This window comes from Pantoea sp. CFCC18179, assembly GCF_059412405.1.
Map to the genome: position 1 here is coordinate 51,994 of NZ_JBNBPM010000009.1, position 15,085 is coordinate 67,078.

13 protein-coding genes are annotated in these 15,085 nt (G+C 54.3%); all 13 read left to right on the forward strand.

The features are described 5' to 3' along the window. The first annotated feature begins 100 nt into the window (after positions 1-100). The gene (gene ilvI, locus ACPUC7_RS16985) at positions 101-1,825 is read left to right on the forward strand and encodes an acetolactate synthase 3 large subunit (protein WP_494923795.1); all 1,725 of its coding nucleotides are present in this window, start codon (positions 101-103) and stop codon (positions 1,823-1,825) included. A gap of 2 nt (positions 1,826-1,827) precedes the next feature. Next, entirely contained in the window at positions 1,828-2,319 is a 492-nt protein-coding gene (ilvN, locus tag ACPUC7_RS16990; protein ID WP_008108620.1) for an acetolactate synthase small subunit, read from the forward strand. Positions 2,320-2,516: 197 nt separating this feature from the next. Continuing rightward, positions 2,517-3,527, forward strand: coding sequence for a catabolite repressor/activator (gene cra / locus ACPUC7_RS16995; protein WP_343554872.1), 1,011 nt, complete (start codon positions 2,517-2,519; stop codon positions 3,525-3,527). Between the two features lie 492 nt (positions 3,528-4,019). Next, positions 4,020-4,478, forward strand: coding sequence for a division/cell wall cluster transcriptional repressor MraZ (gene mraZ / locus ACPUC7_RS17000; RefSeq protein ID WP_343554873.1), 459 nt, complete (start codon positions 4,020-4,022; stop codon positions 4,476-4,478). Between the two features lie 2 nt (positions 4,479-4,480). Beyond that, positions 4,481-5,422 carry a 16S rRNA (cytosine(1402)-N(4))-methyltransferase RsmH gene (rsmH, locus tag ACPUC7_RS17005; protein WP_343554889.1) on the forward strand — a complete coding sequence of 314 codons (942 nt, stop codon included), beginning with the start codon at positions 4,481-4,483 and terminating at the stop codon, positions 5,420-5,422. Further along, positions 5,419-5,739, forward strand: coding sequence for a cell division protein FtsL (gene ftsL / locus ACPUC7_RS17010; RefSeq protein ID WP_256695601.1), 321 nt, complete (start codon positions 5,419-5,421; stop codon positions 5,737-5,739). Before rsmH ends, ftsL begins: the two co-directional genes overlap by 4 nt. Before the next feature lie 16 nt (positions 5,740-5,755). After that, complete coding sequence (locus tag ACPUC7_RS17015; protein WP_494923796.1) at positions 5,756-7,522, forward strand: peptidoglycan glycosyltransferase FtsI; 1,767 nt, start codon at positions 5,756-5,758, stop codon at positions 7,520-7,522. Then, a complete protein-coding gene (murE, locus tag ACPUC7_RS17020; protein ID WP_494923797.1) occupies positions 7,509-8,996 on the forward strand; it encodes a UDP-N-acetylmuramoyl-L-alanyl-D-glutamate--2,6-diaminopimelate ligase in 1,488 nt (495 codons plus the stop codon). The genes ACPUC7_RS17015 and murE overlap by 14 nt, the downstream gene beginning before the upstream one ends. Then, the gene (murF, locus tag ACPUC7_RS17025; RefSeq protein WP_494923798.1) at positions 8,993-10,354 is read left to right on the forward strand and encodes a UDP-N-acetylmuramoyl-tripeptide--D-alanyl-D-alanine ligase; all 1,362 of its coding nucleotides are present in this window, start codon (positions 8,993-8,995) and stop codon (positions 10,352-10,354) included. The genes murE and murF overlap by 4 nt, the downstream gene beginning before the upstream one ends. Continuing rightward, positions 10,348-11,430, forward strand: coding sequence for a phospho-N-acetylmuramoyl-pentapeptide-transferase (gene mraY / locus ACPUC7_RS17030; RefSeq protein WP_343554725.1), 1,083 nt, complete (start codon positions 10,348-10,350; stop codon positions 11,428-11,430). Before murF ends, mraY begins: the two co-directional genes overlap by 7 nt. Before the next feature lie 2 nt (positions 11,431-11,432). Next, positions 11,433-12,749: a UDP-N-acetylmuramoyl-L-alanine--D-glutamate ligase gene (gene murD, locus ACPUC7_RS17035; protein ID WP_494923799.1), complete on the forward strand. Its 1,317-nt coding sequence runs from the start codon at positions 11,433-11,435 to the stop codon at positions 12,747-12,749. Then, complete coding sequence (ftsW, locus tag ACPUC7_RS17040; protein WP_494923800.1) at positions 12,749-13,963, forward strand: cell division protein FtsW; 1,215 nt, start codon at positions 12,749-12,751, stop codon at positions 13,961-13,963. The genes murD and ftsW overlap by 1 nt, the downstream gene beginning before the upstream one ends. Beyond that, positions 13,960-15,018, forward strand: coding sequence for an undecaprenyldiphospho-muramoylpentapeptide beta-N-acetylglucosaminyltransferase (gene murG, locus ACPUC7_RS17045; RefSeq protein ID WP_494923801.1), 1,059 nt, complete (start codon positions 13,960-13,962; stop codon positions 15,016-15,018). The genes ftsW and murG overlap by 4 nt, the downstream gene beginning before the upstream one ends. The last annotated feature ends 67 nt before the right edge of the window (positions 15,019-15,085 follow it).

Genomic DNA, 15,085 nt, shown 5'->3' on the forward strand with positions numbered 1-15,085 from the left:
TAAGGTTTTGATCTTAATTGGCGATCGGGGGCCGGATATCAGTGGCGTGCGGGAAACGCGAACGTCAGTGGATTCAGTCCCTCAAGCCTGGAGGCAGAAAATGGAGATGTTGTCAGGAGCCGAAATGGTCGTCCGTTCGTTAATCGATCAGGGCGTTAAGCAAGTATTCGGTTATCCGGGCGGAGCAGTGCTCGATATTTATGATGCGCTGCAAACGGTCGGTGGAATTGACCACGTGCTGGTCCGCCATGAACAAGGTGCGGTGCATATGGCCGATGGCCTGGCGCGTGCAACCGGCGAAGTGGGCGTGGTGCTGGTGACTTCCGGTCCTGGCGCGACCAATGCGATTACCGGCATTGCTACCGCCTACATGGATTCCATCCCGATGGTAATTCTATCCGGCCAGGTGCCTTCTTCGCTGATTGGCTACGATGCGTTCCAGGAGTGCGACATGGTCGGCATCTCCCGTCCAGTGGTGAAGCATAGCTTCCTGGTTAAAAATGCCGAAGAAATTCCTACCGTTCTGAAAAAGGCTTTCTGGCTGGCGGCAAGCGGCCGTCCTGGCCCAGTGGTTATCGATCTGCCAAAAGATATTCTCAATCCAGCGAACAAGTTGCCGTACGTTTGGCCGGAAACAGTGAGCATGCGCTCCTACAATCCGACCATTCAAGGCCACAAAGGGCAGATTAAGCGCGCGCTGCAAACGCTGCTGGCGGCGCACAAGCCAGTCATCTATGCCGGTGGCGGCGCGATTATGTCGGGCTGCGAAGCAGAATTACTGCAACTGGCTGAACAACTGAATATTCCGGTTACCACCTCGTTGATGGGCTTGGGTGTGTTCCCTGGCACGCATCGCCAGTGCGTCGGCATGTTGGGTATGCACGGAACTTACGAAGCCAACATGACCATGCACAACGCCGATTTGATCTTCGGCATTGGCGTGCGCTTCGACGATCGCACCACCAACAATCTGGCGAAGTACTGCCCGAATGCGACGATTATGCATATCGATGTTGATCCAACCTCGATTTCAAAAACCGTCAGTGCTGATATCCCGATTGTTGGCGATGCTAAACAGACACTGGCGCAGATGCTGGAACTGCTGGCGCAGAGCGATGCCAGGCAAGAACTTGATAGCCTGCGTGATTGGTGGCAGACCATTGAAGGCTGGCGCAGCCGCAAATGCCTGGAATTTGATCGCACCAGCGACAAAATCAAACCTCAGGCAGTTATTGAAACGATTTGCCGTTTGACCAAAGGCGACGCTTACGTCACCTCTGACGTGGGTCAACACCAGATGTTTGCCGCACTTTACTACCAGTTCGACAAGCCGCGCCGTTGGATCAACTCAGGCGGTTTGGGCACCATGGGCTTTGGCCTGCCTGCTGCGTTGGGCGTGAAAATGGCGTTGCCGGACGAAACGGTCATCTGCGTGACCGGCGACGGCAGCATCCAGATGAACATTCAGGAGCTTTCCACCGCGCTGCAATACGATTTGCCGGTGCTGGTGCTGAACCTCAACAACGGCTTCCTCGGCATGGTTAAGCAGTGGCAGGACATGATTTACTCTGGTCGTCACTCGCAATCTTATATGCAATCTCTGCCAGACTTCGTGCGTTTAGCCGAAGCGTACGGCCACGTGGGCATTTCGATTGCGCATCCTGCCGAGTTGGAAGAGAAGCTGCAATTGGCATTGGATACGCTGGCGAAAGGGCGTCTGGTGTTTGTTGATGTGAATATTGATGGCAGCGAGCACGTTTACCCGATGCAAATTCGTGGCGGTTCGATGGATGAGATGTGGCTGAGCAAAACGGAGAGGACTTAATTATGCGTCGTATTTTATCGGTTCTGCTGGAAAATGAATCCGGCGCATTGTCCCGCGTAGTCGGGCTGTTCTCTCAACGTGGCTACAACATCGAAAGCCTGACTGTGGCGCCTACCGATGATCCCACGCTGTCACGCATGACCATCCAAACCGTCGGCGATGAAAAAGTGCTGGAGCAGATCGAGAAGCAACTGCACAAGTTGGTGGACGTGTTACGTGTCAGCGAACTGGGTCAAGGCGCTTACGTTGAGCGTGAAATCATGCTGGTGAAAATCCAGGCAAGTGGTTACGGCCGTGAAGAGGTGAAGCGCAGCGCGGAGATTTTCCGTGGTCAGATTATTGATGTCACGCCAACGCTTTACACGGTTCAGCTTGCGGGCACCAGTGATAAACTGGATGCGTTTCTTAACACCGTTCGTGACGTGGCGGAGATTGTTGAAGTGGCGCGTTCAGGAATCGTGGGCGTGTCGCGCGGTGATCGTGTGATGCGTTAATCACGCAGCGCAAACATCACATTCAGTGCTAACCCGGCGAAATGCCGGGTTTTTTTATTTTATGCGCTTCTCGATGATGCTTGAGAAAAGCGGTTGCTCAGCGTGGTTTTCTGCGGTTAGATGTTACAAATGTTTTACCCATAGCTACTCTGCGGATATTTTCGTCAGCGCTGGCTTATCAGAATTAAGGTGTCATCGTGAAACTGGATGAAATTGCGCGCCTGGCGGGCGTATCGCGCACTACGGCCAGCTACGTCATCAATGGCAAAGCGCGGCAGTATCGTGTCAGCGAGAAAACCGTTGAGAAAGTAATGGCGGTGGTGCGCGAGCATAATTATCACCCGAATGCGGTTGCGGCTGGACTGCGCGCTGGGCGTACACGTTCGATTGGTTTAGTGATTCCCGATCTGGAAAACACCAGTTACACACGCATCGCCAATTATCTGGAGCGTCAGGCGCGTCAACGTGGCTATCAGCTGCTGATTGCGTGCTCCGAAGATCAGCCGGATAACGAGATGCGTTGTATTGAGCATCTTTTGCAGCGTCAGGTTGATGCCATCATCGTCTCTACTTCTTTGCCGCCTGAACATCCTTTCTATCAGCGTTGGATCAACGATCCATTGCCCATTATCGCGCTCGACCGCGCGCTGGATCGTGAACATTTCACCAGCGTGGTGGGTGCCGACCAGGATGATGCACAAGCGTTGGCGGCTGAATTGCGTCAGCTGCCAGTTAAAAATGTGCTGTTTTTGGGCGCGCTGCCGGAATTGTCTGTCAGTTTCTTGCGTGAGCTAGGCTTCCGTGATGCGTGGAAGGATGACGAACGCCCGATCGATTACATCTACTGTAATAGCTTTGATCGTGCCGCCGCTGCTGCTTTGTTTGAGAAGTACCTTGAAGATCATCCTATGCCGGAAGCACTGTTCACCACCTCTTTTGGGCTGCTGCAAGGTGTAATGGATATTACGCTGAAGCGCGATGGCCGCTTGCCGACCGATTTGGCGATTGCCACTTTTGGTGACCATGAATTGCTGGATTTCCTTGAGTGTCCGGTGCTGGCGGTGGGGCAGCGTCATCGTGATGTTGCAGAGCGGGTATTGGAATTAGTATTAGCGTCTCTGGATGAACCGCGTAAACCAAAACCGGGTTTAACGCGTATTCGTCGTAATTTATTCCGCCGCGGGCAATTAAGCCGCCGCGCTAAATGAAATCGTGGGCAGTTCGCTGCCCAATTTTATTTGTGCCAACGATATTTCCTCAGAAGCTTCCGAAGTAAAAAAGCGTAAATTATCGCCACCTCAGCTAACAATTTAACCTGATTAACTTTTCTTATTTGTTTACATGTTCAGCAGCGCGGCGTAGCAGAGCTGGCGCGATGGTGCTGGGCTTCCTTTCGGAAATCCCCTAAAATGCAGCCGCCGTCGCAGATTGCATGGCAAATATATTTCGGCTTAAAAGCGCTTTATTTTTCACCATTTTTTATATTGCGGAAATTTTTATTCCACTATTCATCAGGTTAATTTTTAATTTTGCCAGTTATCATCGATTTATTCCCGCCTCCGATTAAATTCACCCGGTGTAAATAGTGATATTCACTTGCCGTTGCGGCTTGACAAGGATTTCATCGGCTCCGTAAACTCGTTTCGTGGTAAAAAGTGGGATAAAGTGGTGAAAACGGGTGATCGAGGGGTAAGGCTGGCATGTTCCGTGGAGCAACGTTAGTCAATCTCGACAGCAAAGGACGATTGGCAGTACCAACACGCTATCGCGAATTGCTTGTCGCAGAGTCTCAGGGGCAAATGGTATGTACCATTGACCTCCACCAGCCATGCCTGCTGCTTTACACCTTGCCCGAATGGGAAATCATTGAGAAGAAACTGTCGCGCTTATCTAGCATGAACCCGAGTGAGCGTCGCGTGCAGCGACTGCTGTTAGGGCATGCCAGTGAGTGTCAGATGGATAACGCGGGCCGTTTGTTGTTGGCGAATACGTTGCGACAACATGCTGGCCTAACTAAAGAAGTGATGCTGGTTGGACAGTTCAACAAGTTTGAGCTGTGGGATGAACAGACCTGGTATCAACAAGTTAAGGACGATATTGACACAGAACAGTCGGCTCAGGAGCCTTTATCTGAGCGGTTGCAGGACTTGTCGCTATAGCTATGCAGGAAAATTTTAAACACACCACAGTGCTGCTGGATGAGGCGGTTAACGGCCTGAATATCAGGGAAGACGGCATCTACATCGACGGCACTTTTGGTCGCGGCGGTCACTCGCGCTTAATCCTCTCTCAGCTTGGCGAGAAAGGACAATTGATAGCGATTGATCGCGATCCGCAAGCGATAGCCGCAGCCGCTGAGATAAATGATCCGCGTTTCTCGATAGTGCATGGGCCGTTTTCGGCGCTGGCAGAGTATGTCGAAGAGCGTGGGCTGACTGGCAAGATCGATGGCGTTTTACTTGATCTCGGCGTCTCTTCACCGCAGTTGGATGACGCTGAACGTGGCTTCTCCTTCATGCGCGATGGGCCGCTGGATATGCGTATGGATCCCACGCGCGGACAATCAGCGGCGGAATGGTTGCTGAGCGCAGAAGAAGCAGACATCGCGTTCGTGATTAAAACCTACGGTGAAGAGCGTTTCGGAAAACGTATCGCGCGCGCCATTGTAGAACGCAATCGTGAGCAGCCAATGACGCGCACCAAAGAACTGGCCACGGTGATCGCTGCGGCGATGCCGGTTAAAGACAAATTTAAACATCCAGCGACGCGCACTTTTCAGGCGATTCGCATCTGGATCAACAGCGAGTTGGAAGAGATTGAAACGGCATTGAAAGGTGCTCTTTCGGTGCTGGCTCCGGGCGGAAGACTGTCTATCATCAGCTTCCATTCGCTGGAAGACCGCTTAGTGAAGCGCTTCATGCGCGATCAGAGCCGCGGTCCGCAAGTGCCAGCCGGTATTCCGATGACCGAATCACAGCTTAAAGCCTTGGGGGGCCGCGAATTGAAAACCCTCGGCAAATTGATTCCCGGTGAAGCAGAAGTTAGCGAAAACCCACGTGCGCGCAGTTCGGTACTGCGTATTGCGGAGAGAACAGCATCATGATCGGTAACGAGCGTCACAGCTTACCCGGCGTCATCGGCGGGGACTTGTTGCGATTCGGCAAGATCCCAATGTTGCTGTTGGCTGCGGTGCTGGTGTCCTCGGTGATGGTGGTGACAACGACGCATAAAACGCGCCTGCTAACGGCGCAGCGCGAACAGTTAGTGCTGGAGCGTGACGCGCTGGATATCGAATGGCGCAACCTGATTCTGGAAGAGAACGCACTCGGCGATCATAGCCGGGTAGAACGGATAGCTACCGATAAACTGCAAATGCAGCATGTTGATCCTTCACAGGAAAATATTGTGGTGCAGAAATAAGGAATCGCATAACTCAATGAGTGGCGCAGGCAAAACGCTGAAGTTAAAAAAACCAGAAGATAAGGCCAGCTTTATAAGCTGGCGTTTTGCGTTGCTGTGCGGTTGCATTCTTTTGGCGCTGGGCGGACTGTTGTCGCGCGTGGCGTGGCTGCAAGTAATCAACCCCGACAAGCTGGTTAAAGAGGGCGATCTGCGTTCACTGCGTGTGCAGGCAGTGCCTACGGCGCGCGGTATGATCAGCGATCGCGCGGGACGTCCATTAGCAGTGAGTGTACCGGTTAATGCCATCTGGGCTGATCCAAAAGAGCTGACCGAACATGGAGGCGTTTCGCTGGATAGCCGCTGGAAAGCGCTGTCGGATGCCTTATCAATTCCGTTGGATCAACTGGCGGCGCGCATCAATGCCAACCCGAAAGGGCGTTTTGTCTATCTGGCGCGTCAGGTCAATCCAGCGATTGGCGAGTATGTGAAAAAACTCAAATTGCCGGGCATTTACTTGCGTGAAGAGTCACGCCGTTACTATCCGGCAGGCCAGGTCACCGCACATCTGATTGGTTTTACCAACATTGATGGCCAGGGCATTGAAGGCATTGAAAAGAGCTTCGATAAATGGCTGACCGGTGCGCCGGGTGAGCGTACGGTGCGTAAAGATCGTAACGGACGCGTGATTGAAGATATCTCCTCAGTTGACAGTCGCGCCGCGCATAACCTGACGTTGAGCATTGATGAACGTCTGCAAGCGCTGGTGTATCGCGAACTGAATAATGCCGTGGCCTTTAACAAGGCGGAATCCGGCACCGCCGTGTTGGTGGATGTGAACACCGGCGAAGTGCTGGCGATGGCGAACAGTCCAGCTTACAACCCGAATAACCTCAGCAACACGCCGAAAGACGTGATGCGTAACCGCGCAATTACCGACATCTTCGAACCGGGTTCAACTGTGAAACCGATGGTGGTGATGACGGCATTGCAACGCGGAGTGGTGAAAGAGAATAGTGTCCTGAATACCGTGCCGTACCGCGTTAATGGTCATGAGATCAAAGACGTGGCGCGCTATAACGAATTGACCCTTACCGGGGTTCTACAGAAGTCGAGTAACGTCGGTGTTTCACGTTTGGCGTTAGCGATGCCCTCCTCTGCGTTAGTAGATACTTACGCGCGCTTTGGATTGGGTAAACCGACCAATTTGGGGCTGGTCGGGGAAAGTAGTGGCTTATACCCTCAAAAACAACGGTGGTCTGACATAGAGAGGGCCACCTTCTCTTTCGGCTACGGGCTAATGGTAACGCCGTTACAGTTAGCGCGTGTCTACGCAACCATTGGCAGCTACGGCATCAATCGCCCGCTGTCGATCACCAAAGTTGACCCGCCAGTGGCGGGTGAACGCGTTTTCCAGGAAGACCTGGTGAGAACGGTGATGCACATGATGGAAAGCGTGGCCTTACCCGGCGGCGGCGGTGTTAAAGCGGCCATCAAGGGGTATCGCATTGCCATTAAAACCGGTACCGCCAAGAAGGTTGGACCGGATGGCCGTTACGTTAATAAATACATTGCTTACACCGCAGGCGTAGCCCCTGCCAGTCGCCCTCGTTTTGCGCTGGTAGTGGTGATCAACGATCCACAAGCCGGTAAATATTATGGTGGTGCGGTTTCTGCACCGGTGTTTGGCGCAATCATGGGCGGCGTGCTGCGCACCATGAACATCGAACCTGATGCGCTGCCAACAGTTGATAAAAACGAATTGGTGAAGAATAGAAGTGAGGATCCAAGTGACAGATCGTAACCTGCGCGATTTACTGGCCCCGTGGGTGCCGGGTGCGCCGGCACGTCCACTCCGTGACATGACACTGGATAGCCGCGCTGCGGCTGCTGGCGATCTGTTTATCGCCGTGGCGGGCCATCATGCTGATGGACGTCGTTTTATCCCGCAGGCGATTGCCCAAGGCGTGGCGGCAGTGATTGCCGAAGCCGAAGGCGAAGCCAGCGATGGTGATATCCGCGAGATGCACGGCGTCCCGGTTATCTATTTGGCGCAGTTGCAGCAGCGTCTCTCTGCACTGGCTGGACGTTTTTATCACCAGCCCGCTGAAAAATTAAAGTTAATTGGTGTGACCGGCACTAACGGTAAAACCACCACCACGCAGTTGATGGCGCAGTGGGCCAATTTGCTGGGTGAAACCGGTGCCGTAATGGGCACCGTAGGCAACGGCTTATATGGACAGTTAGTCGCAACCGAAAATACCACCGGCTCGGCCGTGGATGTTCAGCATGTGCTGAATGATTTGGTCGAGCAGGGCGCAACGCTCACGGCAATGGAAGTTTCCTCGCACGGTCTGGTGCAGCATCGCGTTGCTGCTTTGCCGTTTGCCGCAGCGGTATTCACTAACCTCAGCCGCGATCATCTTGATTATCACGGCGATATGCAGGGCTATGAATCCGCCAAATGGCTGCTGTTCTCTGAGCATCAGATTGGCGAAGCGATCATCAATGCCGATGACGAAGTGGGCCGTCGCTGGTTGGCGAATCTGCCAGATGCCGTCGCGGTCACCATGGAAAACAATTTGCAGGCGGGTTGTCGTGGTCGCTGGCTCAAAGCCACAGCGGTGAACTATCACGACGGCGGCGCGCATATCCAATTCAGTTCCAGCTGGGGCGACGGTGAGTTTGATAGTCGCCTGATGGGGGCATTCAACGTCAGCAACTTACTGTTGGCGCTGGCAACCTTGTTAACGCTGGATTATCCACTTGAATCGCTGGTGGCGACCGCTTCGCAGCTGCAGCCGGTTTGCGGTCGTATGGAAGTGTTCACGGCGGAAGGAAAACCAACGGTCGTGGTTGATTACGCGCATACGCCAGATGCACTGGAAAAAGCGCTGGAAGCGGCGCGTCTGCACTGCAAAGGTCGACTGTGGTGCGTATTTGGCTGCGGTGGCGATCGCGATAAAGGTAAACGTCCATTGATGGGTGCGATTGCTGAGCAGTTCGCCGACATCGTGGTAATCACCGATGACAACCCACGCAGCGAAGAACCGATGTCGATCGTGAATGACATTCTCACCGGTCTGCTTGATCCAGGGCGTGCGCGCGTGGTTTCTGGACGTGCGCAAGCAGTCACTAACGCTGTAATGCAAGCCGCTGCTGATGACATCGTTCTGGTGGCGGGTAAAGGGCACGAAGATTACCAAATCATCGGCAACCGCCGTCTGGATTATTCCGACCGCGATACCGTCGCCCGTTTATTGGGGGTGATGGCATGATTCCAATCACTCTACAAACACTGGCGGATATCAGCGCAGGTCAATTGCACGGCGCGGATTTAACCATCGCCGACGTCACCACCGATACGCGCAAAGTTTCTGCCGGTAGCCTGTTTGTGGCAATCGTTGGTGAGCGCTTTGACGCCCACGACTTTGCTAACGATGCGATTGCTAACGGTGCACAGGCGTTGCTGGTCAGCAAGTTGCTGACCGTTTCGGTGCCGCAAGTCGTGGTTGCTGATACACGCATTGCATTCGGCCAGCTCGCCGCGTGGGTGCGCCAGCAAGCGAAAGCACGCGTCGTGGCGCTAACCGGATCATCCGGTAAAACCTCGGTCAAAGAGATGACTGCCGCGATTCTGCGCCAGTGTGGTGAAACGCTGTATACCGCGGGCAACCTGAACAATGATTTCGGCGTGCCGATGACTCTGCTGCGCCTGACGAAAGAGCATGCCTACGCGGTGATTGAGCTGGGTGCTAACCATCAAGGCGAAATCGCTTACACCACCGATTTGGTGCGTCCAGAAACCGCATTGGTTAATAACCTGGCCGCTGCGCATCTGGAAGGCTTTGGTTCGCTGGCTGGTGTAGCAAAAGCCAAAGGGGAGATCTTTGGCGGCTTGCCGGTACATGGAACGGCGATCATCAATGCCGACAGCAACGATATTGCCAACTGGCAAAGCCAATTTGTCGATAAAACGCTGTGGCGCTTCTCGCCGCAGCCGATGGCGGATGCCGAATTCCGTGCCAGTGAAATTGTGCTGCGTGCAGATGCCACGCTGTTTACGCTGCATACGCCGCGTGGCGATATCGCGGTTGAATTGCCGTTGCCGGGCCGTCACAACATCGCTAACGCATTAGCGGCCGCCGCGCTGGCGCTTTCAGTCGATGCGCCGCTGACCGCGATTCAAAGCGGCCTTAAAACCTTGCAGCCGGTTCCTGGCCGTTTGTTCCCTATTCGCCTGAATGCAAACCAATTACTGCTGGATGACAGCTACAACGCCAACGTCGGTTCGATGACGGCTGCGGCACAAGTGCTGGGCGATATGCCGGGCTTCCGCGTGATGGTGGTGGGCGATATGGCTGAATTAGGCGATGAAGCTGAGCAGTGTCATCGTCAGGTTGGTGATGCAGCGAAAACCGCGGGAATTGATTGCGTATTAAGTACCGGCACTCTCAGCCAACTGATCGGCGAAAACAGCGGCAAAGGCGAGCATTTCGCCACTAAAACCGCGCTGACTGAACGTTTACGCACATTGCTGTCCGAACATCAGGACATCACTATTTTGGTTAAAGGTTCGCGTAGTGCCGCCATGGAGCAGGTAGTACAGAGCTTACAGGAGAAAGGAACATGCTAGTCTGGCTGGCCGAACATCTGGTCGCATTTTATTCCGGCTTTAACGTCTTCTCATATCTGACGTTTCGCGCCATTGTCAGCCTGCTGACCGCTTTGTTTATTTCTCTGTGGATGGGCCCGCGCCTGATTGCCTGGCTGCAAAAGTTGCAGATTGGCCAAGTGGTGCGTAACGACGGTCCTGAATCACACTTCAGCAAACGCGGCACGCCAACCATGGGCGGCGTAATGATCCTCACCTCAATCACCATTTCGGTGCTGATGTGGGCATATCCATCCAACCCTTACGTCTGGTGCGTATTGGTGGTGCTGGTCGGTTTTGGCGTGATCGGCTTCGTTGATGACTATCGCAAAGTGGTGCGCAAAGACACCAAAGGCCTGATCGCGCGCTGGAAATATTTCTGGATGTCAGTGATTTCGCTGGCTGTTGCTTTCGCCTTGTTCATCGCCGGTAAAGACACACCAGCCACGCAATTGGTGGTGCCATTCTTTAAAGACATCATGCCGCAGCTCGGCTTGTTCTATGTGGTGCTGGCGTACTTCGTCATCGTCGGTACCGGCAACGCGGTTAACTTAACCGACGGCCTTGATGGCCTGGCCATCATGCCAACCGTATTCGTCGCTGCCGGCTTTGCACTGGTGGCGTGGGCGACCGGTAACGTCAAATTTGCTGAATATTTGCACATTCCTTATCTGCGCCACGCCGGTGAATTAGTGATTGTCTGCACCGCAATTGTGGGGGCCGGTCTCGGATTCTTGTGGTTCAACACCTATCCAGCGCAAGTGTTCATGGGCGATGTTGGCTCATTGGCGTTGGGCGGCGCGCTTGGCACCATCGCGGTACTGCTGCGTCAGGAGTTCTTGCTGTTGATCATGGGCGGCGTATTCGTGGTTGAAACGCTGTCAGTTATTTTGCAGGTGGGATCGTTCAAGCTGCGCGGGCAACGTATTTTCCGCATGGCGCCGATCCATCACCACTATGAATTGAAAGGCTGGCCAGAGCCGCGCGTGATCGTGCGCTTCTGGATTATTTCGCTGATGCTGGTGCTGATTGGCCTGGCAACGCTGAAGGTACGTTAATCATGGCTGACTATCGGGGCAGAAAAGTCGTCATCATTGGATTAGGCATCACTGGCCTGTCCTGTGTTGATTTCTTCCTCGCGCAAGGCGTTACGCCGCGCGTGATGGATACCCGTGTCTCACCGCCGGGTCTGGACAAGTTACCAGAGTCGGTGGAGCGCTATGTTGGTGGTATCAACAGCGATTGGTTGCTGGCAGCAGATCTGATTATCGCCAGTCCTGGCATCGCCTTGGCTCATCCGGCATTAAGTGAAGCTGCGGATGCTGGCATCGAAATCGTCGGCGATATCGAATTGTTCTGTCGCGAAGCGCAGGCACCGATTGTGGCGATTACCGGTTCTAACGGCAAAAGCACGGTCACCACGCTGGTGGGTGAAATGGCGCGCGCCGCAGGTTGGCAGGTGGGCGTTGGCGGCAACATTGGTTTGCCTGCGTTGACGCTGCTGAAATCCCCAGCACAACTTTACGTGTTGGAGCTTTCCAGCTTCCAGTTGGAGACCACGCACAGCTTGAAAGCAGCTGCCGCAACGATCCTCAATCTGACTGAGGATCATATGGATCGCTATCCGCTCGGCATGCAGCAATACCGTGCGGCAAAATTGCGTATTTATGAAAACGCTAGCCTCTGCGTGGTGAATGCAGACGACGGCATGACGATGCCAGTGCGCGGTGTTGATCAACGTTGCGTCAGTTTTGGCATCAACTTGGGCGATTACCACCTCAATCAGCAGCAGGGCAGCACTTGGCTGCGTGCGAAGGGCGAGAAAGTCCTGAATACCGATGAGATGACGTTGGTTGGTCTGCACAATTACACCAACGCATTGGCGGCGCTGGCATTAGCCGATGCGGTGAATATTCCGCGCGCTTCCAGCCTCAAAGCGTTAACCACTTTTACTGGCCTCGCGCACCGTTTCCAACTGGTACATGAAGCCAACGGCGTACGCTGGATTAACGATTCGAAAGCCACCAATGTGGGCAGCACTGAAGCGGCGCTCAATGGTTTGCAGGTGAAAGGCACGCTGTGGCTGCTGCTGGGTGGCGATGGTAAAGCGGCTGATTTCAGCCCGCTGGCGCGTTATCTGCAGGGCGATAACGTTAAGCTGTTTTGTTTTGGCCGCGATGGCGATGCACTTGCCGCGCTGCGTCCGGAAATTGCAACTCGCACGGAAACTCTGCAGCAGGCGATGACGCAAATTGCTGCACAGGTGAAACCCGGCGATATGGTGCTGTTGTCGCCAGCCTGCGCCAGCCTTGATCAGTTCCGTAACTTTGAACAGCGTGGCGATCAGTTCGCGCAACTGGCGAAGGAGTTGAGCTGATGCGCATTCCGGGTTCTGGTATTGCGAGCTATCTTTCAGTGCGTTTACGCGATTGGGTGATGGGTGCGCGTGACAACGAAGACGCGCCAGTGGTGCTGTACGATCGCACATTGCTGTGGCTGACCTTTGGTTTGGCGTTAATCGGTTTTGTGATGGTGACGTCTGCGTCAATGCCGGTTGGGCAACGTCTCAACGAAGATCCGTTCTACTTTGCTAAGCGTGATGCCTTCTATATCGCCCTGGCATTCGGTATGGCGCTGGTGACATTGCGCATCCCGATGGATTTCTGGCAGCGGTACAGCAACGTGATGCTGATGGTTTCAGTCGTTATGTTGCTGATCGTGTTGGTGGTGGGTAGCTCGGTAAACGGTGCATCGCGCTGGATTGCGCTTGGCCCGCTGCGAATTCAGCCGGCAGAGCTCTCAAAGCTGACGCTGTTCTGCTACCTCGCCAGTTATCTGGTGCGCAAAGTGGACGAAGTGCGCAACAACTTTTGGGGCTTCTGTAAGCCAATGGGCGTCATGGTGGTGCTGGCGGTGTTGCTGCTAGCGCAACCGGACCTCGGAACCGTGGTAGTGCTGTTCGTTACGACGTTGGCGATGCTATTCCTCGCGGGCGCGAAGATGTGGCAGTTCCTAGCCATCATCGGCTCAGGTATTTTTGCCGTGGTGCTGCTGATTATCGCGGAACCGTACCGTATGCGCCGTGTGACCTCTTTCTGGAACCCGTGGGAAGATCCGTTCGGCAGTGGCTATCAGCTGACGCAGTCTTTGATGGCGTTTGGTCGCGGCGAGTTCTGGGGCCAGGGCTTAGGTAATTCGGTACAAAAACTGGAATATCTGCCGGAAGCACATACCGACTTTATCTTCTCGATCATCGGTGAAGAGTTGGGTTATGTCGGTGTGGTTTTGGCGCTGTTGATGGTATTCTTCGTCGCTTTTCGCGCGATGTCGATTGGTCGCCGTGCTCTGGAGATCGATCAGCGCTTTTCTGGCTTCCTCGCTTGCTCAATTGGCGTGTGGTTTAGCTTCCAGGCGCTGGTTAACGTTGGTGCGGCGGCGGGTATGCTGCCGACCAAAGGTCTGACGCTACCGCTGATCAGTTACGGTGGTTCGAGTCTGATCATCATGTCGACCGCCATCGTGTTTTTATTGCGCATAGATTACGAAACGCGTCTGGCGAAAGCGCAGGCGTTTACCCGAGGTGTTCGATGAGTGGCAAACGGCTGATGGTCATGGCAGGCGGTACTGGCGGACATGTGTTCCCCGGTCTGGCCGTTGCCCATCACCTGATGGAAGAAGGTTGGCAGGTACGCTGGCTGGGAACCGCTGACCGTATGGAAGCGGATTTAGTGCCAAAAAATGGCATCGAGATTGATTTTATCCGCATCAGCGGCTTGCGCGGTAAAGGCGTAAAAGCGCAGTTGCTGGCACCAGTACGCATCTTTAATGCGTGGCGTCAGGCGCGTCGCATCATGAAACACTGGCAACCGGATGTGGTGCTGGGCATGGGTGGTTACGTGTCGGGACCGGGCGGTTTAGCCGCGTGGAGCTGCGGTATTCCGGTGGTGCTGCATGAGCAGAATGGCATCGCTGGATTGACCAACAAGTGGTTGGCGAAAATTGCCACTAAAGTGATGCAGGCGTTTCCGGGCGCATTCCCAACCGCTGAAGTGGTGGGTAATCCGGTGCGCACTGATGTATTAGCGCTGCCATTGCCGGCGGAGCGATTGAGTGGCCGTACTGGCCCGATTCGCGTGCTGGTCGTTGGTGGCAGTCAGGGCGCGCGCATCCTCAACCAGACATTGCCGCAAGTGGCCGCTGAGTTGGGCGAAGCGATTACGTTGTGGCACCAAACTGGCAAAGGTGGATTAGACATCGTGCAGCAGGCGTATCGTGATGCCGGGCAGCCGCAGCACAAAGTCACCGAGTTTATTGATGACATGGCCGAAGCCTATGCGTGGGCGGATGTGGTGGTGTGTCGTTCCGGTGCATTAACGGTCAGCGAAGTGGCTGCCGCAGGTTTACCGGCGATTTTTGTGCCGTTTCAGCACAAAGATCGTCAGCAGTACTGGAATGCATTGCCGCTGGAAAAAGCGGGCGCAGCCAAAATTTTCGAGCAGCCGCAGTTCACCGCAGCTGTGGTAGCGGACACGCTGCGTAACTGGGATCGTGGCACCTTGTTGGCGATGGCTGAAAAAGCCCGTCAGGTGGCGATCCCCGATGCAACCGATCGGGTTGCCAAAGAAGTGGCGCGCGTCGCGAAATAGTTAATCGGCCAGTTGATTTGGCCTGTGCCCTAAAACGGCACAAACGGGAAAAACAGGTAATTGAAAC

Excerpts from the sequence above, each read along its gene's own strand:
- ilvI (WP_494923795.1), top strand. The coding sequence starts at position 101 with ATGGAGATGTTGTCAGGAGCCGAAATGGTCGTCCGTTCGTTAATCGAT.
- ilvN (WP_008108620.1), top strand. The coding sequence starts at position 1,828 with ATGCGTCGTATTTTATCGGTTCTGCTGGAAAATGAATCCGGCGCATTG.
- mraZ (WP_343554873.1), top strand. The coding sequence starts at position 4,020 with ATGTTCCGTGGAGCAACGTTAGTCAATCTCGACAGCAAAGGACGATTG.
- rsmH (WP_343554889.1), top strand. The coding sequence starts at position 4,481 with ATGCAGGAAAATTTTAAACACACCACAGTGCTGCTGGATGAGGCGGTT.
- ftsL (WP_256695601.1), top strand. The coding sequence starts at position 5,419 with ATGATCGGTAACGAGCGTCACAGCTTACCCGGCGTCATCGGCGGGGAC.
- ACPUC7_RS17015 (WP_494923796.1), top strand. The coding sequence starts at position 5,756 with ATGAGTGGCGCAGGCAAAACGCTGAAGTTAAAAAAACCAGAAGATAAG.
- murF (WP_494923798.1), top strand. The coding sequence starts at position 8,993 with ATGATTCCAATCACTCTACAAACACTGGCGGATATCAGCGCAGGTCAA.
- mraY (WP_343554725.1), top strand. The coding sequence starts at position 10,348 with ATGCTAGTCTGGCTGGCCGAACATCTGGTCGCATTTTATTCCGGCTTT.
- murD (WP_494923799.1), top strand. The coding sequence starts at position 11,433 with ATGGCTGACTATCGGGGCAGAAAAGTCGTCATCATTGGATTAGGCATC.
- ftsW (WP_494923800.1), top strand. The coding sequence starts at position 12,749 with ATGCGCATTCCGGGTTCTGGTATTGCGAGCTATCTTTCAGTGCGTTTA.
- murG (WP_494923801.1), top strand. The coding sequence starts at position 13,960 with ATGAGTGGCAAACGGCTGATGGTCATGGCAGGCGGTACTGGCGGACAT.